This window comes from Streptomyces sp. NPDC046876, from assembly GCF_040645035.1.
Classification (GTDB): domain Bacteria; phylum Actinomycetota; class Actinomycetes; order Streptomycetales; family Streptomycetaceae; genus Streptomyces.
The window spans coordinates 43,648-67,100 of sequence record NZ_JBEYXK010000017.1 but is presented as its reverse complement, the minus strand read 5'-3'; the positions used below and the strand labels follow the sequence as shown (position 1 = coordinate 67,100).

At 74.4% G+C, this 23,453-nt stretch carries 22 protein-coding genes; 11 read left to right on the top strand and 11 right to left on the bottom strand.

Annotated elements, in window-relative coordinates; translation table 11 throughout:
- Nucleotides 1-80 precede the first annotated feature (80 nt).
- Complete coding sequence (locus tag ABZ924_RS13045; RefSeq protein ID WP_361907606.1) at nt 81-764, top strand: helix-turn-helix domain-containing protein; 684 nt, start codon at nt 81-83, stop codon at nt 762-764.
- An 18-nt stretch (nt 765-782) separates the two neighbouring features.
- Here ABZ924_RS13045 and ABZ924_RS13040 read toward each other — a convergent pair whose 3' ends face one another.
- From ABZ924_RS13040 to ABZ924_RS13025, 4 genes are all read right to left on the bottom strand, one after another.
- Entirely contained in the window at nt 783-1,742 is a 960-nt protein-coding gene (locus ABZ924_RS13040; RefSeq protein WP_361907604.1) for a pseudouridine synthase, read from the bottom strand.
- A gap of 69 nt (nt 1,743-1,811) precedes the next feature.
- Nucleotides 1,812-3,353 (bottom strand): serine hydrolase, encoded by a 1,542-nt coding sequence (locus tag ABZ924_RS13035; protein WP_361907603.1) that lies wholly within the window; start codon nt 3,351-3,353, stop codon nt 1,812-1,814.
- Nucleotides 3,354-3,554: 201 nt separating this feature from the next.
- Complete coding sequence (locus tag ABZ924_RS13030; protein WP_361907601.1) at nt 3,555-4,400, bottom strand: siderophore-interacting protein; 846 nt, start codon at nt 4,398-4,400, stop codon at nt 3,555-3,557.
- 49 nt (nt 4,401-4,449) lie between these two features.
- Nucleotides 4,450-5,355 (bottom strand): 5'-3' exonuclease, encoded by a 906-nt coding sequence (locus ABZ924_RS13025; RefSeq protein WP_361907671.1) that lies wholly within the window; start codon nt 5,353-5,355, stop codon nt 4,450-4,452.
- Nucleotides 5,356-5,622: 267 nt separating this feature from the next.
- On the opposite strand from ABZ924_RS13025, the gene ABZ924_RS13020 reads away from it, so the two are divergent.
- Together ABZ924_RS13020 and ABZ924_RS13015 are read left to right on the top strand one after the other, a co-directional pair.
- Nucleotides 5,623-6,234, top strand: a complete 612-nt coding sequence (locus ABZ924_RS13020; protein ID WP_361907599.1) for an XRE family transcriptional regulator — start codon at nt 5,623-5,625, stop codon at nt 6,232-6,234.
- A gap of 9 nt (nt 6,235-6,243) precedes the next feature.
- Complete coding sequence (locus tag ABZ924_RS13015) at nt 6,244-6,966, top strand: helical backbone metal receptor (RefSeq protein ID WP_361907597.1); 723 nt, start codon at nt 6,244-6,246, stop codon at nt 6,964-6,966.
- Here the strand turns inward: ABZ924_RS13015 and ABZ924_RS13010 are convergent.
- Nucleotides 6,963-7,976 (bottom strand): TDT family transporter, encoded by a 1,014-nt coding sequence (locus ABZ924_RS13010; protein WP_361907669.1) that lies wholly within the window; start codon nt 7,974-7,976, stop codon nt 6,963-6,965. The two genes, ABZ924_RS13015 and ABZ924_RS13010, sit on opposite strands and share 4 nt — an antisense overlap.
- 214 nt (nt 7,977-8,190) lie before the next feature.
- Between ABZ924_RS13010 and ABZ924_RS13005 the strand changes: the two genes are divergently transcribed.
- Nucleotides 8,191-9,114: a LysR family transcriptional regulator gene (locus ABZ924_RS13005; RefSeq protein ID WP_361907595.1), complete on the top strand. Its 924-nt coding sequence runs from the start codon at nt 8,191-8,193 to the stop codon at nt 9,112-9,114.
- 27 nt (nt 9,115-9,141) lie between these two features.
- Here ABZ924_RS13005 and ABZ924_RS13000 read toward each other — a convergent pair whose 3' ends face one another.
- Nucleotides 9,142-9,459, bottom strand: a complete 318-nt coding sequence (locus tag ABZ924_RS13000) for a DUF1876 domain-containing protein (protein ID WP_361907593.1) — start codon at nt 9,457-9,459, stop codon at nt 9,142-9,144.
- Between the two features lie 11 nt (nt 9,460-9,470).
- The gene (locus tag ABZ924_RS12995) at nt 9,471-9,671 is read right to left on the bottom strand and encodes a DUF5988 family protein (protein ID WP_361907591.1); all 201 of its coding nucleotides are present in this window, start codon (nt 9,669-9,671) and stop codon (nt 9,471-9,473) included.
- 357 nt (nt 9,672-10,028) lie between these two features.
- Between ABZ924_RS12995 and ABZ924_RS12990 the strand changes: the two genes are divergently transcribed.
- The gene (locus ABZ924_RS12990) at nt 10,029-10,499 is read left to right on the top strand and encodes a hypothetical protein (RefSeq protein WP_361907589.1); all 471 of its coding nucleotides are present in this window, start codon (nt 10,029-10,031) and stop codon (nt 10,497-10,499) included.
- A gap of 48 nt (nt 10,500-10,547) precedes the next feature.
- On the opposite strand, the gene ABZ924_RS12985 is transcribed toward ABZ924_RS12990, so the two are convergent.
- From ABZ924_RS12985 to ABZ924_RS12975, 3 genes are all read right to left on the bottom strand, one after another.
- On the bottom strand, nt 10,548-11,267 hold the full coding sequence (locus ABZ924_RS12985) for a gamma-glutamyl-gamma-aminobutyrate hydrolase family protein (RefSeq protein ID WP_361907587.1): 720 nt from the start codon (nt 11,265-11,267) through the stop codon (nt 10,548-10,550).
- 63 nt (nt 11,268-11,330) lie between these two features.
- Entirely contained in the window at nt 11,331-12,803 is a 1,473-nt protein-coding gene (eat, locus tag ABZ924_RS12980) for an ethanolamine permease (RefSeq protein ID WP_361907585.1), read from the bottom strand.
- Between the two features lie 208 nt (nt 12,804-13,011).
- Nucleotides 13,012-13,758: an FCD domain-containing protein gene (locus ABZ924_RS12975; RefSeq protein ID WP_361907583.1), complete on the bottom strand. Its 747-nt coding sequence runs from the start codon at nt 13,756-13,758 to the stop codon at nt 13,012-13,014.
- 77 nt (nt 13,759-13,835) lie between these two features.
- On the opposite strand from ABZ924_RS12975, the gene ABZ924_RS12970 reads away from it, so the two are divergent.
- The 4 genes from ABZ924_RS12970 to ABZ924_RS12955 all read left to right on the top strand — a co-directional run bounded on the left by ABZ924_RS12970 (nt 13,836) and on the right by ABZ924_RS12955 (nt 19,081).
- The gene (locus ABZ924_RS12970) at nt 13,836-15,200 is read left to right on the top strand and encodes a glutamine synthetase family protein (protein ID WP_361907581.1); all 1,365 of its coding nucleotides are present in this window, start codon (nt 13,836-13,838) and stop codon (nt 15,198-15,200) included.
- Nucleotides 15,201-15,336: 136 nt separating this feature from the next.
- Nucleotides 15,337-16,752: an aldehyde dehydrogenase family protein gene (locus tag ABZ924_RS12965; RefSeq protein WP_361907579.1), complete on the top strand. Its 1,416-nt coding sequence runs from the start codon at nt 15,337-15,339 to the stop codon at nt 16,750-16,752.
- 5 nt (nt 16,753-16,757) lie between these two features.
- Complete coding sequence (locus ABZ924_RS12960; protein WP_361907577.1) at nt 16,758-17,561, top strand: 3-oxoacyl-ACP reductase; 804 nt, start codon at nt 16,758-16,760, stop codon at nt 17,559-17,561.
- Between the two features lie 140 nt (nt 17,562-17,701).
- Entirely contained in the window at nt 17,702-19,081 is a 1,380-nt protein-coding gene (locus ABZ924_RS12955) for a haloacid dehalogenase-like hydrolase (RefSeq protein WP_361907575.1), read from the top strand.
- A 22-nt stretch (nt 19,082-19,103) separates the two neighbouring features.
- On the opposite strand, the gene ABZ924_RS12950 is transcribed toward ABZ924_RS12955, so the two are convergent.
- Nucleotides 19,104-20,309, bottom strand: a complete 1,206-nt coding sequence (locus ABZ924_RS12950; protein WP_361907573.1) for an alanine racemase — start codon at nt 20,307-20,309, stop codon at nt 19,104-19,106.
- 1,143 nt (nt 20,310-21,452) lie between these two features.
- Here ABZ924_RS12950 and ABZ924_RS12945 point away from each other — a divergent pair.
- On the top strand, nt 21,453-22,214 hold the full coding sequence (locus ABZ924_RS12945) for a hypothetical protein (RefSeq protein WP_361907572.1): 762 nt from the start codon (nt 21,453-21,455) through the stop codon (nt 22,212-22,214).
- The gene (gene mycP, locus ABZ924_RS12940) at nt 22,211-23,443 is read left to right on the top strand and encodes a type VII secretion-associated serine protease mycosin (protein ID WP_361907570.1); all 1,233 of its coding nucleotides are present in this window, start codon (nt 22,211-22,213) and stop codon (nt 23,441-23,443) included. The genes ABZ924_RS12945 and mycP overlap by 4 nt, the downstream gene beginning before the upstream one ends.
- Nucleotides 23,444-23,453 lie beyond the last annotated feature (10 nt).

Below are 23,453 nucleotides of genomic sequence, written 5' to 3'. Positions count from 1 at the left end.
GGCTTCCTCCTATCCGGGGGTGGCCGGATCTGATCTCTTGACGTGGTGAAACCCTCGTTACCCTGTGCGACGATCGGGCCATGACTGGGGGACCGGACGAAGGGCCGAGAAGGGTCGGCAGGCCACGTGCCGATCAGGTGAGACAGCACAGCGGCCGGCCGCCGCGCGAGGAACTCCTCTGCGCGGCGGCCGAGTTGTTCACCGTGCAGGGGTACGCGGCCACCACCACGCGAACGGTGGCCGAACGGGCGGGAATGCGCCAGGCCACGATGTACCACTACTTCGGCGGCAAGGAGGAACTCCTCGCCGAACTGCTGGAGTCGACGGTGGCGCCCTCCCTGGGGCTCTCCCGCCGGCTGCTGGCCGACACCGGGCGGCCCGCGGCCCGGCGGCTGTGGGAGCTGTGCCGCTCGGACGTGCTGCTGCTGTGCGGGGGCCCGTACAACCTGGGCGCGCTCTACCTGCTGCCCGAGGTGGCCGGATCCCGCTTCGCCCGGTTCCGGCAGATGCGGGCCGAACTGCGCGGGGCCTACCGGGCGTTGCTGGCCCGTACCTCCGTCGGGGCCGAACTGGCCGGGGACCGGGACGCCCTGGACCTGCGCAACGACCTGGTCTTCGGGCTGATCGAGGGCGTCATGCTGATCCACCGCTCCGACCCGGACCGCCCGGTGGCGCCCTTCGCGGAGGCCACCGCCGACGCCGCCCTGCGCATCGCGGGAGTGGCGGGCGCGGAGACGGCCCGGACCGGGTCGGCCGCCGGTTAGCCGCCGATCGGCCGCCGGTCAGCCGCCGCTCTCCCAGGCGGTGCGGTCTTCCCAGGCCCGCAGCCGCAGGCCGCTCTCGAAGCGGTGCTCGGCGCCGGTCACCGGGTCGGTGAACGCCAGGGTGCGGGCCAGCAGCTGCAGCGGCCGCCGGAAGTCGTCCGGCGCCGGGTCGAGGAGCTGCGGGTACACCGGATCGCCGAGGATCGGCAGGCCGAGCCGGTTCATGTGGACCCGCAGCTGGTGGGTGCGGCCGGTGTGCGGGGTCAGCCGGTAGCGGCCGAGCTCCCCGCGGGTCCCGAGGAGTTCGACGGTGCTCTCGGCGTTCGGCTCGCCGCCGGGGACCTCGCTCGCGCCGATGACTCCGCGGACCTTCTCGATCCTGCTGCGGACCGTGCAGGGCAGGGCGGTCCGGGGATCGTGGAAGGCGACGGCCTCGTACTCCTTGGCCACCCGCCGCTCGGCGAACAGCTGCTGGTAGGCGCCGCGGTCCTCGGGCCGGACGCTGAACATGACCAGGCCCGCCGTCAGCCGGTCCAGCCGGTGGGCCGGGCTGAGCTCGGGCAGGTCCAGCTCGGCGCGCAGCCGGGCCAGGGCCGTCTGCACGATGTGGCTGCCGCGCGGGGTCGTCGCGAGGAAGTGCGGCTTGTCCACCACCAGCAGGTGCTCGTCGCGGTGGACGACGCCGATCGGGAACGGCACCACCGGCTCGGGGTCCATGTCGCGGTGGAACCACAGGTAGGAGCCCGGCTCGTACGGGTCCCGGGCGGCCAGGACCCGCCCGCCGGGGCCGAGGATCCGGCCGCCGGCCAGCAGCCGTGCGACGGACTCGGCGCCCTTGGTGCCGGCGTACCGCTCGGTGAGGTAGCTGCCGAGGTCGGGCCACCTGCCCTCCGTGTCGGAGGGCAGCCGCAGCCGCACCGGGTCGATGCCGGCGATCTGGGGCAGGGGCGAGGGCGGTATCCGGGTTCTGCTTCTCATCGCTCCCCAGGCTAGGGCAGCGGCGGCCGGGGCACGGCCACCCGGCGGCCACGATCCGCCGGACAGGTCCTAGCGGCGGGTGAAAGTGCCCAGGTGGTTCTCGTCCAGGTACTCGATGCGGACGGTGCCGTCGGAGAAGGTCACCCCGGTGCGGCCGACCGCGTTCTCGCCGGCGGTCACGAAACTGAAGGTGTCGCCGTCGTAGTGGGTGAGCGGGAAGCGCAGCGGCTTCGGCCCCAGCGAGAGGGTCAGGCCCTTGCCGGCCGGGTCCGCCGTGACGGTGAGCCTGCCGTAGTACGGGTTGTCGTAGGTGCCCGTGTAGGCGCTGTCGGCGCGGGCCGGCTTCGCGTTCGCCGGCGGGTGGGCGTAGTCGGTCTTGGAGCGGTCGGCGTCGTCCAGCTTCGCGTACAGCGCCGCGGTCAGCGGCAGCCAGTCGGTGGTGGGCTTCCCGTGCTCGGCGGTGTCGAAGAAGTCGAGGGCTACGGCGTCGGCGAGGCCGACCGGGGCGCCGTTGGTGAGGACGACGATGCCGAGCTGCTCCAGCGGGAGCAGGGTGACGTTGGTGTTGGCGCCGAGGTCGAAGGCCCCCGAGTGGCTCAGCCGCAGCCGGCCCGCGTCGTCGTACGTGACGTTCCAGCCGAGTCCGTAGAACGTCGGCCGGCCGGTGGCGTTGACGTCCTGGGAGACGATCTCGGGCAGGTGCGTGCGCTGCAGGGTCGCGGAGGGGATGATCCGCTTGCCGTCGAGGGTGCCGTCGCCGAGCTGGAGCCGCATCCAGCGGGCCATGTCGCGGGCGGTGGAGCTGACGCCGCCGGCCGGGGCCTGGGCGTCGGGGTCGCGCACGTACCGCGGGGACCAGGTGCCGTCGGGGTTCTTCACGTGGGTGGCGGCGTGGTCGGGGGCCTTGGCGAAGGCGGAGAACTCCGTGCTGGTCCGGGTCATCCCGGCGGGCTTGAACAGGGTGTCCGCGGCCAGCTTCTGCCAGCTGGTGCCGTGGGCCCGTGCGATGGCCTCGGCGGCCGCGGTGAAGCCGAAGTTGGTGTACGCGTAGCTCGCCCGGAACGGCGAGAGGGGCTCCAGGCGCAGGTGGTCGAGGATGTACGCCCGGTCGTAGCCGAGGTCCTCCAGGAGGTCGCCGGCGTGGTCGGGCAGGCCGCTGCGGTGCGAGAACAGGTCGGTGGTGGTCACGTGGGCGGTGACCCACGGGTCCTTGAGGGCGAAGCCGGGCAGCTCGGTGCGGTCGGCGAAGCCGGCCGGGTCCTTCAGGGTGCCGGCCACGACCGTGGAGGAGATCGGCTTGGACAGGGAGGCGATCTGGAACACCGTGTCGGGCCCGACCCCGCCGCTCTGCCCGGTGCGGCGGACCCCGAACCCCTTGAGGTAGATCACCTCGTCGCGGTGGACGACGGCCACGGACAGGCCCGGGACGCCCGTGCTGCGCATCGTGTCGGCGATGTACTGCGGGAGGCGGTCGACCGCCTTCTGCACGGCCTGGTCGGTCAGCTGCGGCTTCGGGGCGGGCGGGGGGCTCGGCGCGGCCGCGACCGGTCCGCCGGCGGCCAGCGCGAGGACGGTTCCCGCCGCGGTGAGCGCGAGGCGTCGCGTACGCATGGGCTCATTGTGGCGCCGAGCGGGTGGCCCCGCCCGTCGGCCCCGACCGGCCCCAGGGCAGGGCCGCAGCCGGGCCACCGGGGCCGCAGCCGGCCCTGAGGCCCGCAGCCGGCCCACCCGGGACCGCGCTCGGGTCGTCCGGGACCGCGGCCGGGCCGTCCGGGACCGCGGTCGGGTCCTCCGGGGCCGGCGCTGCGCGGATCAGGCCGCCGCCTCCTGCGCCGCCTCCTGCTCGGCCAGCACCCGGGCGTTCCACTCGCCCTTGATGGCGCGCCAGCCCTCGTCCGTCTCGCCGAGCCGCCAGTAGCCCGAGATCGACAGGTGCTCCTTCGGGATGCCGCGCTCCAGGCGCAGGTGGCGGCGGAGCTCCTTGACGAAGCCCGCCTCGCCGTGGACGAAGGCGTGGACCTCGCGGGAGGGGAACTCCATCGAGGTGACGGCCTCGACCAGGGCCTCGCCGACCGGGCGGCCGCCGCGGTGGAGCCAGACCGGCACGATGCCGTCCGGGGTGGCGATCTTCTGCTCGTCCTCGGGCCCCTCGACCTCCACGAGCGCGTGCACCACCGCTCCGGCCGGCATCCGCTCCATCGCCGCGGCGATCGCCGGCAGCGCGCTGTCGTCGCCCGCCAGCAGGTGCCATCCGGCCGCCGGGTCCGGCGCGTACGCACCGCCGGGGCCGAGGAAGCGGACCAGTTCGCCCGGCTGGGCGCGGGCCGCCCACGGCCCGGCCAGGCCCTCGTCGCCGTGGACGACGAAGTCGAGGGTCAGCTCCAGGTGCGTCGGGTCCCAGGTGCGCACCGTGTACGCGCGCTGGCGCGGCCACGCGGAGCGCGGGTACTGCGCGCGGATCCGGTCGAGGTCCCACGGCGCGGGGTAGGTGACGCCCTCCGGGGGGAACAGGAGCTTGATGTAGTGGTCCGTGAACGCGCCCGCATCGAACCGGGCCAGTCCGGCGCCACCCAGCACCACCCGCACCATGTGCGGCGTCAGCCGCTCGGTACGCACGACGACTGCTGTGCCGACCTTGCGGGCGCGTCCTTCTGCCACGGCGTCTCCCCTGACTCCCCTGAAACTTAGGATTACCTAAGTTAGCACCTCATGGGAGCAGTGCGCTGCTCAGGCGCGACACAGCGCCGCCCAGACCCCAGCGGTGGGCCAGCGCGTCGACGAGTTCCGGCTGCGCCGGGGCCTTCGGCAGGGCCGGGTCGAAGTCCGGCAGCGGCACGTCGGTGGCCACCTTCACCACCTTGGGGGCCACGGCCAGATACGGCCGGGACTCGTCCAGCCGCCTGCGCTGGGCAGGGGTCAGCTTCGACTTCGGGTCGTCCACGGCGGCGATGATCCCGGCCAGACTCCCGTACGCCTCCAGCAGCTTGGCCGCGGTCTTCTCGCCGATCCCCGGGACCCCGGGCAGCCCGTCGCTCGGGTCGCCGCGCAGCAGCGCCAGGTCCGCGTATCCGGGGCCGTCCACCCCGTACTTGGCGCGCAGCCACGCCTCGTCGGTGACCTGGAGCGTCCCGACCCCCTTCAGCGGGTACAGCACGCGCCGCTGCCGGGCGTCGTCCACCAGCTGGTACAGGTCGCGGTCGCCGGTGACGATGTCCACCGGCCCGGAGGCGCGCGCCGTGAGGGTGCCGATGACGTCGTCCGCCTCGTACCCGGCCACTCCCACCCGGGCGATGCCGAACGCGTCGAGCGCCGCCTCGATGATCGGCACCTGCGGGGCGAGGGTGTCGGGGATCTCCTCCGCGTCGGGCCCGGCCTCCACCACCTCCGCGACCCGGTGGGCCTTGTAGGACGGGATCAGCTCGACCCGCCAGTGCGGCCGCCAGTCGGCGTCCATGCACGCCACCAGGTCGTCGGGGCGGTGGTCCTGCACCAGGCGGCCGATGAAGTCGAGCAGTCCGCGCACGGCGTTGACGGGGGTGCCGTCGGGGGCCTTCACGGAATCCGGCACGCCGAAGTAGGCGCGGAAGTAGAGGGAGGCGGTGTCCAGCAGCATCAGGCGTCGAGTCGTCGTCATGACGGCGATGATGCCGCAGCCCGGGCGGACCCGGCGGCGCACGGTTACGGCCGGGGGCACGGGAAGTGGCCGCACGAGTGAGCGGAGGTGGCACGGAAGTTTCACCCGCGGCGTACCCCGGTCCGCTCCTGCGCGCGAAACCCGGGGCGGTTGCTGCGTAAGGTGCTTACAGCACACCTCCGTGCGACGGACACGACGTACGCCAGCAGACGCCGACAGACCTGACAAGGGGAGGGCAGCCCCGCCATGGACGACAGGGACGGCTCGGACGACAAGGAACGGGACAAGGACGCCAAGGAACCGCTCCGGGTGGGCGTGGCCGTGCGCAAGCGGCGCCGGGCCCTGCACCTCACCCTCGCCGCCGTATCGGCGCGCAGCGGACTGTCGGTGCCCTTCCTGAGCCAGATAGAGAACGAACGCGCCCGGCCCAGCATGCGTTCGCTGGAGCGGGTCGCGGACGCGCTGGAGACCACGGCCGTCGAGCTGCTGGCCGCGTCCGACACCGCGCGCACCGTCGACCTCGTACGCGCCGGCGACGACTCCGGGCTCACGCCGCTCCCCGGCGTGCGGCCGCTGGTCCGCGGGCACCACCAGTTGCACGCGATCGAGTTCACCGGGGACCAGGACGCCGGCCGCGAGTACCAGCACCGCAACGACGAGCTGATGTACGTGGTGTCCGGCGCCTGCCAGGTGGAGGCCGAGGGGCGGGCGTACCGGCTGGAGAGCGGCGATGCGCTGTTCCTCTCCGGCGGGGTCCGGCACCGCTGGCGCGCCGTCACCGAGGACACCCGGATCCTGGTCGTGGCGGTCGGCGAGCACATCCACGCGACCTTCGAGCCGCCCTCGCCGGGGCGCTGAGGCGGCGCGGTGCGGGTCGTCTCGCTGGTGCCCTCGCTGACCGAGGCGGTGGCCGTCAGCGCCCCCGGCCTCCTGGTCGGCGTGACCGACTGGTGCACGCACCCCGCGGACCTCGCGGCGCGGGGCGCGGTGCGCGTCGGCGGCACCAAGAACCCCGACGTCGAGGCGGTCGTGCGGCTGCGGCCCGACCTGGTCGTCGCCAACGAGGAGGAGAACCGCGCCCCCGACCTGGCCATGCTGCGCGAGGCGGGCGTGGAGGTGCTGCTCACCCAGGTCCGCTGTCTCGATCAGGCCTTCGCCGAGCTGGACCGGCTGCTGACGGGGGCCCTGGGGCTGGCGAGGCCCCAGTGGCTCGACGAGGCCGAGGCCGCCTGGGCCCGCGCGGAGCCGGTGGGCCGGCTGCGGGCGGTCGTCCCGGTGTGGCGGCGGCCCTGGATGGTGCTCGGCCGGGACACCTTCGCGGGGGACCTGCTGGCGCGGCTGGGCGTGGAGAACCTCTACGCGGGCCACCCGGAGCGCTATCCGCGGGTACCGGTGCAGGAGCTGGCCGCCGCCGACTGCGATCTGGTGGTGCTGCCGGACGAGCCGTACCGCTTCACGCGCGAGGACGGCCCGGAAGCGTTCCCGGGCCGTCCGGCCGCCCTGGTCAGCGGCCGCCACCTCACCTGGTACGGGCCCTCCCTCACCGAGGCCCCGCAGGTGCTGGCGGCGGCGCTGGCAGCGGCCCGCTAGCGGGGCAGGAGCCGACCGGTCAACAGGCCGCGCAGCGTGTGGGCGGCGGCGAGCAGCCAGGCCGCCAGCAGGGCCGCGAACAGGGCGGCGGCCAGCCAGGCGAAGGCGGTCAGCCCGGTGTGCCGGGCCAGTCCGGCGGCGCCGGTGACACAGGTGCCGACGGGGAAGGTCAGCGCCCACCAGGTCATCGCGAACCCCATCCCGGCGCGCGCCGCCCGGACCAGCATCGCGGCGGCCAAGGCCAGCCACAGCAGGGCGAACCCGAGCACGGGGACCCCGTAGACGACCGCGAAGGCGCCGAGCGCGCCGGCGTACGGGGCGCCGATGGCCAGCGGGGCCACGTCGGCGAGCTGGTTGACGGCGGTGGTGGACTGCCCGAGCGGGCCCAGGACCAGGAACAGGGTGGGGGTCAGCAGCAGCGGCAGCGGTCCTGCCGTGATCAGCCGGGCGAACACCAGCGGGAGCATCAGCAGGGTCGCCAGCAGGCTGATGCCGAACATCGCGTAGCAGCCCAGCAGCAGCGCCTCGCGGGCCTGGCCGGCCGGCAGGTGGGGGACCAGGAGAGGGCCGACCGCGGCGGAGACCATGGGAGCCACCAGCGGCAGCAGCCAGACGGGGGTGGCCTGGTCGGCCTCGATCCTGTGGCGGACCACCATCAGGTAGGGCACCGCCACGGCCGCGACGAGGCCGAGCACGGTGCCGGCGGTGAAGAGCACGGCGTCGGCGGCGACGGCGGCCGGCTCGCCGATCAGGTCCTCGCCCACGACCAAAGTGCCGCTGCCGACGGCCAGCAGGGCCATGGCGAGGCAGCCGTAGAACGGCGCGACGGCCGGGTCGAGGAGGTGGGCGCGGGCCTGGTCGCGGTGGTGCAGCCAGTGGCCCGCGCGGGCCGCGAGGAGCAGCAGGAGGGCCGCGGCGGACAGGGCCCAGACGAGCTGGCAGGCCGCGCGCTGGCCCGGCAGCCGGTACGGGAGCGTCGCGCCGGCGTTGGCGACGATGGCCGTGCCCATGACGGACGCGTACCAGTTGGGGCCGAGGTGGCGCAGCGCCGGGAAGGCCTTGTGGGCCGGGGCGGGAGCGGTGGCCTCGGGGTTCTGCGGATTGCCGGGGGTACCGGGGGTGTGGGCGCGGGGTCGCGCCAGGGTGGTGGCCATGACCCCAGCCTCGTGCCGGGGCGGGCCGGGCGGCAGGGGCCGCATCCCTATGAGGCCATAAACTGACTTTATGGGTAATGAGGAGCGGGTTCCGCTCGTGCACCGGGTGCCGGACCTGGGGGCGCTGGAGCTGCTGCTCGCGGTCGCCCAGGTCGGCTCGCTCAGCGGGGCCGCCAAACGGATGGGGATCACCCAGCCCGCCGCGAGCGCCCGCATCCGGGCCATGGAGGCGCGGCTCGGCGTCGCGCTCGTGGACCGCTCGCCGCGCGGGTCGACGCTGACCGCGGAAGGGGCGCTCGTCACCGACTGGGCCCGGCGGGTGGTCGAGGCGGCCGAGGCCTTCGACGCGGGCGCGCAGGCGCTGCGGGGCCGCAGGGACTCGCGGCTGCGGGTGGCCGCCAGCATGACGATCGCCGAGTACCTGCTGCCCGGCTGGCTGATCGCCCTGCGCGGCCAGCGCCCCGGCACGGCGGTGTCCCTGCACGCCGGGAACTCCGCGGTGGTCGCCCGGCGGGTCCTCGCGCACGAGGCCGACCTGGGTTTCGTGGAGGGCCTGACCGTGCCCGACGGGCTCGACTCCGCGGTGATCGCACAGGACCGGCTCGTGGTGGCCGTCGCCCCCGGCCACCCCTGGGCCCGCCGCACCCGCGGGGTCGGGGCCGACGAACTGGCGTCGACCCCGCTGATCCTGCGGGAGTGGGGCTCGGGGACCCGGCAGGTGCTCGACGGTGCGCTGGCGGGCTGCGGGGGCCTCGCGGAACCGCTGCTGGAGCTGGCCTCCACCACCGCCGTGAAGGCGGCCGCCGTCAGCGGGGCCGGGCCGTGCGTGCTGTCGGAGCTGGCGCTCGGCGACGAGCTCGCCGCCCGCCGCCTCGTCGAGGTCCCGGTCTCGGGCACCGCCCTGGGCCGCGCCCTGCGCGCGGTCTGGCCCACGGGCGCCCGCCCGGCCGGACCCGCCCGCGACCTGCTGTCGCTGACCCGCGCCCGCCCCTGACGGGCGCGCCCCGGCGGCCGCAGTCCGTCAGCGGGAGCGCCCCCGGGGGCTTTCGGAGTCCTCCGGCCAGCCGTAGCCCGTGCGCGGCGGCTCGGGGGCCGCGGCGCCCATGGCGGCCAGGTCCCGGTCGGCGGCGCGCATCAGCTGGCCGGCCAGGTCCCGCATGGCGCGGCTCGCCGCGAGCTCGTCGCCGATGGCCGGGACCTCCACGTCCTCGGGGTTGCAGCGCGCCGAGCCGCGGCCGACGAGCTGCCCGGCCCCCGTGTCCAGCACGGCCCGTGCCCTCGTCGTGCCGCCCTCCTCGGTCAGCGAGACACCGATGTTCCATTCCGCGCGGTGTGTCATGGCGTGCCCCGTCATTCCGCGATCTCGGTGCGTTCCCACCACTCGTACACGGGCAGCTGCCCCTGCGGGCCGTCCTGCTGCCGCGCCGTGGCACGGAAGTGCTCGTACCCGCCGCGGTGTGCGATCTTCACGTCGTCCCCGGGGGCGGGAGCCTCGACGACCCGCTCGGTCAGGTCGGCCGGTCCGCCCTCCAGGACTGCCTTGTTCGTCATGTCTCCAGTCAACCGACCCGCCGGACGGCCCGCACGTCGGCGCGGGCCGCCGGCCGGGGGAGGTGTCCGGGGAGGCGTCCGGGGCCGGACAGGCCCCAGACGAGTCATTCCGAAGGGATCAGTGGTCGTAGGCGATCAGGGACCGTGCGTCCGCCGCCCTGGGCGGCGGCCTATTGGCTGTCCGGTCTTGTGGTTGTGCCAGATCGCTGCGGCCGGCGCGAGGACGCGTTGGGCGACGCGGACAGCGCCGCCCTCAAAAGTCCGGTCGCCGTGTTGTTCCAGGTCGACGCGTGTCCCTGTCCGGCCCGGAATCGCCCGAACCCCGTGTCCATGCCATCGATGTCATAGTCTGACGTTGTGTGGACAACGCTTGCGCCGCTCATCGGCGTCCTGCTCGGCGGGCTCATGTCGATACTGACCCAGCGCTCGGCAGGACACGCCTTGGAACGCGGCGAGGCGCGCCGCAGTGCTCGTGAACTTGCCGAGGCGCGCCGTAACGAGCGTCTCACTCACCTCATCGAATTTCTGTCTGCGGTGCAGGAAGCAGAACGAGTCGCGGTGGATCGGTATCACCACAACCTGGCTGACGAGCAGTGGCAGGTTCGGGCACGGCAGGTCCTTGACAGGGTGTGGGTGACGCAGAAGACGATCCACGTACTGTGCGCGCCCGAGGTCAGCGAAGCGGCACGCAGCCTCGCCTGGGCAGTACAGGAGGTGATCAGAAAGGGCCCCGAAGACCCGGGAGATCCGCAGGACGAGAAGGTCTGGGCGCACATACATCCGAGCCGACAGGCATTCCTTGATCTCGTGCGCGACCAGCTGAGTTGAACCCGGGGCGGGATTCAGCAGCTGTCGTGAGGGATGCAAGGCCGGCCTTCAATGACGCGTCCAGATGACCGGGGTGCGCGCGCGGTCGGCCGCCGCGGCGACCAGGCCCGCCATCACCCGGCTGTCCTTGTCGCGCTCCGGATGCCACTGGACGCCCACCACCCAGCGGTCGGGGTCGGGCAGCTCGATCGCCTCCACCGTGCCGTCGACCGCGTGCGCCGAGACCACCAGCCCCCGGCCGAGCTCGTCCACGGCCTGGTGGTGGTAGGTCGGCACCTCCGCCTCCTCCGGGACGAGCGCCGCGTACCGGGTGCCCGCGACCGGGCGCACCGGGTGCCAGGACATCACCCCCGGTGCCTCCACATGGCCGTCGATGTGCTGGACCAGGGTGCCGCCGAGGGCCACGTTCAGCGCCTGCATGCCCCGGCAGATCCCGAGCACCGGCATTTCCGCCGCCAGTGCGGCCCCGATCAGCTCGAGCTCCCACTCGTCGCGCTGCGTCGCGGGCGGGCCCGTGCGCGGGTCACGGGGGGCGCCGTAGCGGACGGGGTCCACGTCCGGGCCGCCCGCGACGACCAGGCCGTCCAGTCGGCCCAGCACCTCGGCCGCCGTACCGGGTTCGTCCGGCGGGAGCAGCACGGCCGCGCCGCCCGCCGCCTGGACGAGTTCGTAGTACCCGGTGGGCACCAGGGACGTCGCGACGTCCCAGACCCTGAAGCGGGTGGATTCCTCCACGTAGGTGGTGATGCCGATGAGCGGCCTGGGCACGGTTGCTACCTCCAAGGGGAGTTCGGTGGGAGGGAGTTGGACGGTCGGTGGGTCGGCGGCCGGTCAGTCGCGGGTCAGTTCCGCCTCGGCCTGGGCCAGCGCCGCGAACTCCTCCTCCGGCGCCGACGCCACCAGGTGGTGCCGACTGTAGAACGCGAAGTAGCCCAAGGCGACCGCGTACACACCCAGGGCGATGAACGCGGCGTCCTTGTCCACCAGGAAGGTGGCCACCAGGGCCGACAGCGCGAGGACGAAGGCCACCGAGGACGTGGCGATGCCGCCGGGGGTGCGGTACGGGCGCTCCAGGCCGGGTTCGCGCCGCCGCAGCACGATGTGCGACAGCGCCATCAGGGCGTAGGAGATGGTCGCGCCGAACACCGCGATGTTCAGCATGCGCGGGCCGTTGCCGGTGGCCGCGGCCAGCGCGAAGCCGATCGCGCCGGGGATGACCAGGCCCAGGTACGGGGCCTTGCGGCGCGAGGTGAGGGACAGGAAGCGGGGCAGGTAGCCGGCGCGGGATAGGGCGAACAGCTGCCGCGAGCCCGCGAAGATGAGGGAGAAGAACGAGGCCACCAGCCCCGCCAGCCCCGCGTAGTTGACGAAGGTCTTCAGCCAGGACAGGCCCGGGTCGTCCTCCAGCGCGACGACCAGGGGGTTGCCGGCGTCCTTGAGGGCGTCGGCGCCGCGCGCCCCGGTGGAGGCGAGGAAGGTGAGCAGGGCGAGCAGCACCAGGATGCCCATGGAGATCGACAGGGCCTTCGGCATGGAGCGCACCGGGTCCTTGGCCTCCTCGGCGGCCAGCGGCACGCCCTCGACGCCGAGGAAGAACCACATGCCGAAGGGGAACGCGGCCCAGATGCCGAGGACGCCGAGCGGCAGCCAGGAGCTCGCGCCGAAGGCGGTGGTGTCGACGGCGATGTCGTCCAGGCCCGAGGCGTCGAACCCGGTGAACGCGCCCGCGGCGAAGACGATCAGCGCGACGACGGCCACGGCGGTGACGACGAGGGAGAAGCGCAGGGCCTCGCCGACCCCCCACAGGTGGATGCCGATGAAGACGGCGAAGCAGGCGAGGTAGACGGGCCAGCCGGAGGTCAGGCCGAACAGGTGCAGGGATTCGACGTAGTCGCCGATGAAGATGACGATCGCGGCCGGGGCGAGGACGTACTCGATGAGGATGGCGGTGCCGGTGAGGAAGCCGCCCCAGGGGCCGAGGGCCCGGCGGGCGAAGCCGTAGCCGCCGCCCGCCGTCGGCAGGATCGCGGAGAGCTCGGCGAGGGAGAAGACCAGGCAGGCGTACATCGCGCCCATCAGGGCGGTGGCGACGGCGAGACCGCCGAAGCCCCCTTGCGCGAGGCCGACGTTCCAGCCGGAGAAGTCGCCGGAGACGACGTACGCGACGCCGAGGCCGGTCAGCAGCAGCCAGCCGGCGCTGCCGCGGCGCAGGGTCCGGCGCTCCAGGTAGCCGTCCTCGCCGCCCTCGGAGGATCTGGTGGGTACGGGCACGGCCGTCAGCCGTGCCCCGGTGTCGTCGGCCATGTGCGCTCCCGCTCCTGCCGGACAATGGTTTTGCCGCGTACCTTTGCCGGAATGGAGTGGGCGGCGCAAGACCCCTGCGTTAAACGGGGGTTACGAAAACCTCTCGGCCGACCGTCCCGGCGCGCCCAGCCCGGGCCGGAAAAAGGCCGCCAAGCCCCGCTCGGGCCGGGAAGCCGCTCACGCCGGGAACCCGCCCGGGAAGCTCCGCTCAGGCCAGGAAGCCCCGCAGCAGCGCCGCCGTGCCGCAGCAGTGCTCGCGCATCACCTCGCGGGCGGCGTCCGCGTTGCGCTCCAGCACCGCGTCCACGAGGGCGGCGTGCTGCTGCTGGGAGTGCTCCAGGTTGCGCACCAGCAGCGGAATGCAGTCCAGCAGGTCGTTCACCCTGGCCCGGACGGCCGCGTACTGGGCGGTGAGGGTGGCGGATCCGGCCAGCTCGCACAGCGTGAGGTGGAAGAGGGTGTCCCGGCGGCGGTAGTCGGCGAGCGGGGCGTCGTGGGTGGCGGCGAGCGCGCCGAGCAGCCGCTCGGTGCCCTCCTCGGTCAGCCCCTGCGCGGCGCACAGCCCGGCCGCGCCCACCTCCAGCACCTCGCGGAACCGCAGGACGTCCTCCAGGTCCACGCCCGCCACGCGCCGGCGCAGCTCGTCCTCGGTGCCGCCCGCCGGGGGGTCGGGGCGGGGCAGCACGAAGGTGCCGCCGTACCGGCCGCGGCGCGCCTCCACCAGGCCCTGCTCCTGGAGCACCTTCAGCACCTCGCGCAGGGTGACCCGGCTGATCCCCATCCGCTCCGCCAACTCGCGCTCCGGCGGGAGCCGTTCCCCGCCGGGCACCAGGCCCAGCCGGACCACCTGGAGGATCTGTTCGAGCGCCTCCTCGAAACCGTTGCCCGCCCGCACCTGCCGCAGCACGGGATTCAGCCGCGCGATCGCATCGTCTTCGCTCGCCGTGCCGGTCATCTCGGCTCCTCCCCTTCCCAAGCAATGGTTCTGTTCAATACCTTAGGCCCCCTCGGCTCACCGAAGGAGAGATCCCCGTGGTAGACCGCACGCCGCCGCTCGCGCCCGAGGAGCTCCGCGCCCTCGTCGCCAGCGGTGAGATCGACACTGTCGTCCTGGCCTTCCCCGACATGCAGGGCCGCCTCCAGGGCAAGCGGTTCGCCGCACAGTTCTTCCTCGACGAGGTCCTCGAGCACGGCACCGAGGGCTGCAACTACCTCCTGGCCGTCGACACCGACATGAACACCGTCGACGGCTACGAGATGTCCTCCTGGGAGCGGGGCTACGGCGACTTCGCCATGCACCCCGACCTCGCCACCCTGCGCCGGATCCCCTGGCACCCGGGCAGCGCCTTCCTCCTCGCCGACCTGGCCTGGAACGACGGCGCACCCGTCGTCGCCGCGCCCCGGCAGATCCTGCGCCGCCAGCTGGAGCGCCTCGCCGAACAGGGCTACACCGCCATGGTCGGCACCGAGCTGGAGTTCATGGTCTTCCAGGACACCTACGAGCAGGCCTGGAACGCCGACTACCGCCGCCTGACCCCCGCCAACCAGTACAACATCGACTACTCCGTCCTCGGGACCGGCCGCATCGAGCCCCTGCTGCGCCGGATCCGCAACGAGATGCAGGGCGCCGGCCTGACCGTGGAGTCCGCCAAGGGGGAGTGCAACCTCGGCCAGCACGAGATCGCCTTCCGCTACGACGAGGCCCTGACCACCTGCGACCAGCACGCCGTCTACAAGACCGGGGCCAAGGAGATCGCCGCCCAGGAGGGCGTCTCGCTCACCTTCATGGCCAAGTTCGACGAGCGCGAGGGCAACTCCTGTCATATCCACCTCTCGCTCGCCAACGCCGACGGACGCAACGCGATGGCCGGCGACGGCCCGGGCGGCATGTCCCCCGTCATGCGGCACTTCCTGGCCGGCCAGCTCGCCGCGCTGCGCGACTTCTCCCTTCTCTACGCCCCGAACATCAACTCGTACAAGCGTTTCCGGCCGGGATCCTTCGCCCCGACCGCCGTCGCCTGGGGCATGGACAACCGCACCTGCGCCCTGCGCGTCGTCGGCCACGGCCGCTCCACGCGCTTCGAGAACCGCCTCCCCGGCGGCGACGTCAACCCCTACCTCGCCGTCGCCGGCCTGGTCGCGGCCGGCCTCTACGGCATCGAGAACCGCCTGGAACTGCCCGAGGCCTGCGCCGGCAACGCCTACACCGGCGACTTCGAACACGTCCCCGCCACCCTGCGCGAGGCCGCGGAGCTGTGGGAGAACAGCGAGATCGCCAAGGCCGCCTTCGGCTCCGAGGTCGTCGCCCACTACCTCAACATGGCCCGCGTCGAACTGGACGCCTACGACTCCGCGGTCACCGACTGGGAGCGCCGCCGCTCCTTCGAACGCCTGTAGCGGCGCGCTGCCGAGCCCTGCGCACTGCGACCCTGTGCGCCGCGCCCGCGCCGTGCAACCCGTCCGTGCACCCCGTACGGGCCCGAGCCCCGCATCCGTACGAGCCCGAGCCCTGCACCCCGTACGGGCCCACCCCATGAACCGATCGCACCGACCGTCTGAGAGGCACCCCGTGTCCGACGCGCTGGCCCCCGACCACCTGAGGGTTCTCAATCCGGCCACCGAGGAAACCGTCGCCATCGTCCCGGCCGCCACACGGGACGACGTCGACACCGCAGTCGCCCGGGCCGCCGCCGCGCAGCGCGCCTGGGCGGCCGCGGCCCCCGCCGACCGGGCCCGGCTGCTGCGCCGCTTCGCCGCGGTCGTCGACGGGCACATCGAGGAACTGGCGCAGCTGGAGGTGGCCGAGGCCGGCCACACCATCGGCAACGCCCGTTGGGAGGCCGGCAACGTCCGAGACCTGCTCGACTTCGCGGCCGGCGGAGTGGAGCGGCTCTCCGGCCGCCAGATCCCGGTCCCCGGCGGCATCGACGTCACCTTCCTCGAACCCCTGGGCGTCATCGGCGTCATCGCCCCGTGGAACTTCCCCCTGCCGATCGCCGCCTGGGGCCTGGCCCCGGCGCTCGCCGCGGGCAACGCCGTCCTCCTCAAGCCCGCCGAGACCACCCCCCTGACCGCCCTGCGCCTCGCCGAGCTCGCCCTCGAAGCCGGGATCCCCGAGCACCTCTTCCAGGTGCTGCCCGGCCACGGGGCGGTCGCGGGCGACGCGCTCGTCGAACACCCCGGAGTCGCCAAGATCGTCTTCACCGGCTCCACCCGCGTCGGCAAGCAGATCATGGCCAAGTGCGCCGACCGGGTGAAGCGGGTCACCCTCGAACTCGGCGGCAAGAGCCCCAACATCGTCTTCGCCGACGCGGACCTGGACGCCGCGGCCGCTGCGGCACCGATGGCCTTCCTCGACAACACCGGACAGGACTGCTGCGCCCGCACCCGGATCCTCGTCCAGCGCTCCGCCTACGACCGCTTCCTGGAGCTGCTCGTCCCCGGCATCGAGGCGGTGCGCGTCGGCGACCCCGCGGACGAGAAGACACAGATGGGCCCGCTGATCTCCCGCGCCCAGCTGGACCGCGTCCGCTCCTACGTCACCGACGACCTCACCACCGTCCGCGGCACGGCCCCCGAGAGCCCCGGCTTCTGGTACCCGCCGACCCTCGTCACGGACGTCGACCCCACCGCGCCCGTGGCCGCCGAGGAGGTCTTCGGGCCCGTCGCCGTCGTCCTGCCCTTCGAGGACGAGGAGGACGCCGTACGCCTGGCCAACGCCACCGAATACGGCCTGTCCGGCTCCCTGTGGACCCGCGACGTCGGCCGCGCGCTGCGCGTCTCGCGCGCCGTCGCCGCAGGCAACCTGTCCGTCAACTCCCACAGCAGCGTCCGCTACTGGACCCCCTTCGGCGGCTACAAGCAGTCCGGACTCGGCCGCGAGCTCGGACCCGACGCCCTCACCGCTTTCACCGAGACCAAGAACGTCTTCATCAGCACGGAGGCCTGAACAGCATGAGCACTGAAGCGACCGCAGCCACTGCGGAGATCGTCTGCCGCCGCCTCGTCGGCCGCACCGCCGTCATCACCGGAGCCGGCAGCGGCATCGGCCTCGCCACCGCCCGCCGCCTGGCCTCCGAGGGCGCCAACGTCGTCTGCGGCGACATCGACGAGAAGGCCGGCAAGGCCGCCGCCGAGGAGGTCGGGGGCACCTTCGTCCGCGTGGACGTCACCGACCCCGAGGAGGTCGAGGCCCTGTTCAAGGTCGCCTTCGACACCTACGGCTCCGTCGACATCGCCTTCAACAACGCGGGTATCTCGCCCCCGGACGACGACTCCATCCTCACCACCGGCCTGGAGGCCTGGAAGCGCGTCCAGGACGTCAACCTCACCTCCGTCTACCTGTGCTGCAAGGCCGCCCTGCCCTACATGCAGCGCCAGGGCCGCGGATCCATCATCAACACCGCCTCCTTCGTCGCCGTCATGGGCGCCGCCACCTCCCAGATCTCCTACACCGCCTCCAAGGGCGGCGTGCTCGCCATGTCCCGCGAGCTCGGCGTGCAGTTCGCCCGCGAGGGCATCCGCGTCAACGCCCTGTGCCCGGGGCCCGTCAACACCCCGCTCCTGCAGGAGCTGTTCGCCAAGGACCCCGAGCGGGCCGCCCGCCGCCTCGTCCACATCCCCCTCGGCCGCTTCGCCGAGGCCGAGGAGATCGCGGCCGCCGTCGCCTTCCTGGCCAGCGACGACTCCTCCTTCATCAACGCCACCGACTTCCTGGTCGACGGTGGTATCTCCGGCGCGTACGTCACCCCCCTGTAGCCGCCACCCGCGGGCGGGCGGACGCGCACCGACCGTTCACCCGTACTCCACCCACCCGACAGCCGGGCGTCGCACGACGCCCGGCTGTCGTGCCATACCGTCCGCGACGATCTTCGTCCGAACCAGGAGAGTCCCGCCCCGTGACCCGACCCGCCCCCGTGCCCGTGCCCGCCCCCGCCCCCGTGCCCGTGCCCGTCCACGCCCCCGTGCCCGTGCCCGTACGCGGTCTCCGGGCCGCCGCCGCTGCCGCGGCCGCCGCCGCGCTGGCGGCCGGCACCCTCGCCGCCGCCGCGCCCGCCGCCCAGGCGTCCGCCGCGTCCGGCCGCCCCGGCGCCCACTGCACCGCCCCGCGGATAGCCGCAGGCTGGTACGGAGCCAACCAGGCCCGGCTCCAGCAGCTCATCGACACCTACGGCGCGTGCAACCCGTACCGCCCGAGCCGCGCCAAGCCCGTCGCCGTCTTCGACTGGGACAACACCGTCGTCAAGAACGACGTCGGCGACGCGACCATGTACTGGCTCCTGCGCAACGGCAGGATCCGCCAGCCCGCCGCCGGCGACTGGACCACCACCAGCCGCCACCTCACCCCGCCGGCCGCCACCGCCCTCGCCGCTGCGTGCGGCCCCCTCGCCGCGCCCGGCACCCCGCTGCCCACCGGCACCCCCGAGGGCACCGGCTGCGCCGACGAGATCGCCGCCGTCTACGGCACCGCGGCCACCCGGGCCGGAGCCGCCGCCTTCGCCGGCTGGGACCACCGCACCACCGAGCCCGCGTACGCCTGGCTGCCCCAGCTGATGCAGGGCTGGACCGCCGCCGAGGTCCGCGGCTTCGCGGCCGCCGCCCGCACCGAGAACCTCGCCGCGCCCGTCGGGGCCAAGCAGCAGGTCGGCAGCGGCACCGCCACCGGCTGGGTCCGCTATTACGACCAGCAGAAGGACCTCATCACCGCGCTGCAGAAGGCCGGCTTCGACGTCTGGATCAGCTCGGCCTCCCCGCAGCCCGTCGTGGAGGTCTGGGCCGCGGGCGTCGGCATCGGCGCGGACCACGTCATCGGCATCCGCAACACCACCACGCGCAGCGGAACGTTCACCTCCCACCTCAAGGGCTGCGGGTCGGTGCGGGACGGGGCCGACACGATGATCACGTACATCGACGGCAAGCGGTGCTGGATCAACCAGGAGGTCTTCGGTGTCCGCGGCCCGGCCGCCGAGAAGGTCCAGCCGGCCGCCCGCCGCCAGGTCTTCGCCGCCGGCGACTCCGACACCGACGTCTCGTTCCTGCGGGACGCCACCGCCCTGCGGCTCGTGGTCAACCGCAACAAGAACGAGCTGATGTGCCGTGCGTACGACAACAGCGACGGCAAGTGGATCGTGAACCCGATGTTCATCGACCCCAAGAAGCAGAAGACCACGCTCTACCCGTGCTCGACCACCGGCTACACCGACCACGACGGCACCGCGGGCCCGGTCCGGCGCGGCGACACGAGCGTCGTCCCGGACCAGCAGGACACGGTGTACTGACGTACTGACGTACTGACGCGGCCTAGAGGAAGGTGCGGCCCTCGCCCCGGTAGGTCGGCACGGCGGCCGTGACCCGGTCGCCCTCGACCAGGTGCAGGGCGTCGAAGCGCTCGCACAGCTCGCCCGCCTTCGCGTGCCGGAACCAGACCCGGTCGCCGATCAGCAGATCGTCGGCCGGGCTGCCCAGCAGCGGGGTCTGCACCTCGCCGGCGCCCTCCTGCGGGTCGTAGCGCAACCCCTGCGGCAGGTACGGCTCCGGCAGCCGGTCCGCGCCCGCCGCACCGGAGGCCGGGTAGCCGCCGCCCAGCACCGTCACCACGCCCACCCCGGGACGGCGGACCACCGGCTGGGCGAACAGGGCCGCCGGACGGCCGCGGAACGAGGTGTAGTTGTCGAACAGCCGCGGCACGTACAGGCCCGAACCGGCCGCGATCTCCGTGACCGCGTCCTCGGCGGCGGTCTGCTGCACGCTGCCCGTGCCGCCGCCATTGACGAACTCCAGGTCCGGGACCACCGCCCGCACCGCCCGCACCGCCTCGGCGCGCCGCGCCGCCAGCTCGCGGCGGGCCGCCGCCTGCATGAGCCGGATGGCCCGGGAGCGCAGCGGCCGCCCCGCCAACGCGTCGCCGACCCCCGCCACATGGCCCTCGTACCCCATGAGCCCCACGACGCGGAACCCCGGCCGGGCGGCGACCGCCCGGGCGAGCGCGGCGAGCTGGGCCGGCTGCCGCAGCGGCGAACGCCGGGCGCCGACGCGGACCCGGCCGCCCAACAGGTGGAGCGCGGTGTCCAGTTCGAGGCAGACCCGGATCTCCTCGGCGCCGCCGGCCCGGGAGCGGTCGATCAGCTGCAGCTGCGCCGGATCGTCGACCATGACGGTCACGGCCGCGGCCAGCTTCGGGTCGCCGGCTAGCTCGGCGAAACCGGCGCGGTCGGCGGAGGGGTAGGCGAGCAGGACGTCCCCGAAGCCGGAGCGGGCCAGCCAGATCGACTCCGCGAGGGTGTACGACATGATCCCGGCGAACCCGGGGCGGGCCAGGACCCGTTCGAGCAGGGCCCGGCAGCGGACCGACTTGCTGGCGACCCGGATCGGCTTGCCGGCGGCGCGGCGCACCAGATCGTCGGCGTTGGCGTCGAACGCGTCGAGGTCCACGATGGCGAGGGGCGCGTCGAGGTGCGCGGTGGCCCGGTCGTACCGGGCCCGGTCCCGGGCGGCGGCGAAGTCCATGCGGGGCAGCTTGCCACGCCGCGTTACCGCTGGGTACCCCTCGCCCCGGCGCCCCGTGCCCCGAACCGCCTCAACCGCCGGCGAGGCTGGCTTTGCCCCCTGGGCCGGATGCGCCCTGACGGCCGTGGCCTCGTGCCGCCTCAACCGCCGGCGGGGCTGGGGGTTTGGCCCGCTGGGCCGCGGGTGGGTCCGGCGGCCTTGGCTCCGCGTCGCCTCAATCGCCGGCGGGGCTGGGTTTGGCCCCCCGGGGCGGGGTTCGGCCTGGCGGCGGTGGCGTTGGGTCGCCTCAATCGCCGGCGGGGCTGGAGGTGTGGCCTCTGGCCCGCGGGGTGGGTCCGGCGGCCTTGGTTCCGCGTCGCCTCAATCGCCGGCGGGGCTGGTTTGATTCCCCGGCCCGGGCGTCCGTCCTGGCGGCTGTGGATGTGGGGCGCCTCAGGCGCCGGCGGGGCTGGGTGCCCCTGGGCCGCGGGTGGGTTCGGCGGCCTTGGCTCGGCGTCGCCTCAATCGCCGGCGGGGCAGGGTTTGGCTCTCCGGCCCGGGCGTCCGTCCTTGCGGCCGTGCCTCTGGGGCATCTCATCCGCAGGGGCTGGATTTGGCCTCCTGGGCCGGAGTTCGGCCTGGCGGCCGTTGCTCCGCGTCGCTTCAAGTGCCGGCGGGGCTGGGTTTGGTTCCCTGGCCCGGGGCCGTCCTGGCGGCCGTGGCTCCGGGGCGCCTCAAGCGCCCGCGGGGGGTGGGTGGGCTGCGGCTGCGGCGCCGCAGAACGCAGCCTGAGCCGGGCTGATTCCAGCCCCGCCGGCGTTTGAGGCGACGCGCGCCGCGGGCTGGCGGGTCGGTCGGGCTCGGGGTAATCCCAGCCTCGCCGGCGTTTGAGGCGCGGGGGTCCTGTCGGGCAGGACGTCCTCCGGGTCGGGGCAATCCAGCCCCGCCGGCGTTTGAGGCGCGCTGGTCCTGTCGGGCAGGACGTCCTCCGGGTCGGGGGCTGTTCCAGCCTCGCCGGCGTTTGAGGCGCGGGGGCTCTGCCGGGCAGGGCGTGCCCCGGGTCAGGGGGATCGGGCCAGCCCCGCCGGGGTTTGAGGCGGGGGGCGGGGCGGCGCGTAGAGTACGGCGGAGGCAGCCGGATGAAACGGGGGGCGGAGCCGCCGGATGAGCACGTCGACAGCGGAGGCCGCGGCGCCCGCCGAACCCGGCTCCGGGGCGGGGCGCGTCGCGCCCGGGCGGGCGCTGGGCGCCGTGCTCTGCGCGGTCCTCGGGATCGGCTGCCTCGGCGGCGCAGCCCTCGGCGCCTGGGCCGAGCAACACGCCGCGCACCGGCCCCCGTCCGCCGAGGCCGCCTACCGCCGGGCCGGATCGCTGTGGCACACGGCCCCCGTGGACACCCTCCTCCCGCCCGTCCTGGCGGCCCCCGACACCGGCCCCGGCGGAGCCGACCGCACCTGGACGCGGGTCGCCCTCGCCCCCGACTCCGAGTGCGGGCCCGCGCTCACCCCCGACTGGCAGGCGGCCCTCGCCCCCACCGGCTGCACCCGCGTGCTCCGCGCCACCTACAGCGACGCCACCCGCAGCTCCCTCGTCGCGGTCGGCCTCGTCTTCACCCCCGCCGACGCCCCGACGATGGCCGCCCTGGACGGCCGCCTCACCGCGCCGCCGGCCTACGGCTTCGGCGACGGCCGGCGCGCCGCCTGGACGGCGGCCGTGCTCCCGGACGCCCCGGTGGTCGTCTACACCGTCTCCGCCTTCGCGGACGGCCGCACCGTCCCCGCGCCCGTGCCCGCCGCGGACGCCCTCCGCAAGGACGCCACCGGCGCGGTCGCCCAGGCGGGCCTGGGCCACGGCGCCCGGGCGGTCGGCGAACGCCTGGAGCGCACCGTACGGGAGCTGGCCCAGACGGCGGGCGGTGGCCGGTGAGGCGCCCCCGCGTACCCGCCTCCGCGGTCGCCCTCGGACTCGCCCTCGCGGCCACGGCGGCCACCGCCGCACCCCCGGCCGCCGCCGACGCCGACTCCGTACGCGATCGCCAGTGGGCCCTGACGGCCCTGCGCGCGGAGGAGGCCTGGGGCACCACCCAGGGCGGCGGCGTGACCGTCGCCGTCCTCGACACCGGCGTCGACCCCGCCCACCCCGACCTCGCCGGGCAGGTCCTGGACGGCGCCGACCTGGTCGGCCTCGGCGCGGGCCCCGGCGACCGGGCCTGGGCCCGCCACGGCACGGCCATGGCCGGGATCATCGCCGGGCACGGCCACGGCCGCAACCGCCGCCAGGGCATCCTCGGCCTCGCCCCGCAGGCCCGCATCCTCCCGGTCCGCGTGATCCTCGAAGATGGCGACGCCGGCCGAGCCCAGGCCCGCGAGAGCAAGGGCGCCGCCCTCGCCGAGGGCATCCGCTGGGCCGCCGACCACGGCGCCGACGTCATCAACCTCTCGCTCGGCGACGACAGCGCCTCCGCGCACCACGAGGCCGCCGAGGACGAGGCCGTCCAGTACGCCCTCGCCAAGGGCGTCGTCGTGGTCGCCTCCGCCGGCAACGGCGGCCGGGACGGCGACCGCGTCTCCTACCCGGCCGCCTACCCCGGCGTCATCGCGGTCACCGCCGTCGACCGCAGCGGCCGCAAGGCCCCGTTCTCCACCCGGAACTGGTACGCCACCGTCAGCGCCCCCGGCGTCGACGTCGTCATCGCCGACCCCGACCGCGCCTACTACGAGGGCTGGGGCACCAGCGCGGCCGCCGCGTTCGTCTCGGGCGCCGTGGCCCTGATCAGGTCCGCGCACCCGGACCTGTCCCCGGCCCAGATCAAGAAGCTGCTGGAGGACACCGCCTCCGACACCCCGGCCGGCGGCCGCGACGACTCCCGCGGCCACGGCCTCGTCGACCCGGTCGCCGCCCTCCAGGCGGCCGGGGCGCTGCACCCCGAGCCGCCGGTCCCCGTGCCCGTCGCGGCCACGCAGCAGTACTTCGGCCCCGGCCCCGACCCGGCCCGCGCGGCCCCGCGCGGCGAGAGGCTGCGCGTCCCGGCGGCCGCGGGCGCAGGCCTGGCGCTGCTCGCGCTGGCCGCCGTACTGGCCCGCCGCCCGCGCAGCGCACGTACCCGCACGGCGCGCACCCGCACCGCGCACGGCCCGGCGGACACGGCGGGATAGGCTCGGGTAA

Coding starts and splice junctions, on each gene's coding strand:
- ABZ924_RS13045 (WP_361907606.1), top strand. CDS start 81: ATGACTGGGGGACCGGACGAAGGGCCGAGAAGGGTCGGCAGGCCACGT.
- ABZ924_RS13040 (WP_361907604.1), bottom strand. CDS start 1,742: ATGAGAAGCAGAACCCGGATACCGCCCTCGCCCCTGCCCCAGATCGCC.
- ABZ924_RS13035 (WP_361907603.1), bottom strand. CDS start 3,353: ATGCGTACGCGACGCCTCGCGCTCACCGCGGCGGGAACCGTCCTCGCG.
- ABZ924_RS13025 (WP_361907671.1), bottom strand. CDS start 5,355: ATGCTGCTGGACACCGCCTCCCTCTACTTCCGCGCCTACTTCGGCGTG.
- ABZ924_RS13020 (WP_361907599.1), top strand. CDS start 5,623: ATGGACGACAGGGACGGCTCGGACGACAAGGAACGGGACAAGGACGCC.
- ABZ924_RS13010 (WP_361907669.1), bottom strand. CDS start 7,976: ATGGGCACGGCCATCGTCGCCAACGCCGGCGCGACGCTCCCGTACCGG.
- ABZ924_RS13005 (WP_361907595.1), top strand. CDS start 8,191: ATGGGTAATGAGGAGCGGGTTCCGCTCGTGCACCGGGTGCCGGACCTG.
- ABZ924_RS13000 (WP_361907593.1), bottom strand. CDS start 9,459: ATGACACACCGCGCGGAATGGAACATCGGTGTCTCGCTGACCGAGGAG.
- ABZ924_RS12995 (WP_361907591.1), bottom strand. CDS start 9,671: ATGACGAACAAGGCAGTCCTGGAGGGCGGACCGGCCGACCTGACCGAG.
- eat (WP_361907585.1), bottom strand. CDS start 12,803: ATGGCCGACGACACCGGGGCACGGCTGACGGCCGTGCCCGTACCCACC.
- ABZ924_RS12975 (WP_361907583.1), bottom strand. CDS start 13,758: ATGACCGGCACGGCGAGCGAAGACGATGCGATCGCGCGGCTGAATCCC.
- ABZ924_RS12965 (WP_361907579.1), top strand. CDS start 15,337: ATGAACCGATCGCACCGACCGTCTGAGAGGCACCCCGTGTCCGACGCG.
- ABZ924_RS12960 (WP_361907577.1), top strand. CDS start 16,758: ATGAGCACTGAAGCGACCGCAGCCACTGCGGAGATCGTCTGCCGCCGC.
- ABZ924_RS12950 (WP_361907573.1), bottom strand. CDS start 20,309: ATGGACTTCGCCGCCGCCCGGGACCGGGCCCGGTACGACCGGGCCACC.
- ABZ924_RS12945 (WP_361907572.1), top strand. CDS start 21,453: ATGAGCACGTCGACAGCGGAGGCCGCGGCGCCCGCCGAACCCGGCTCC.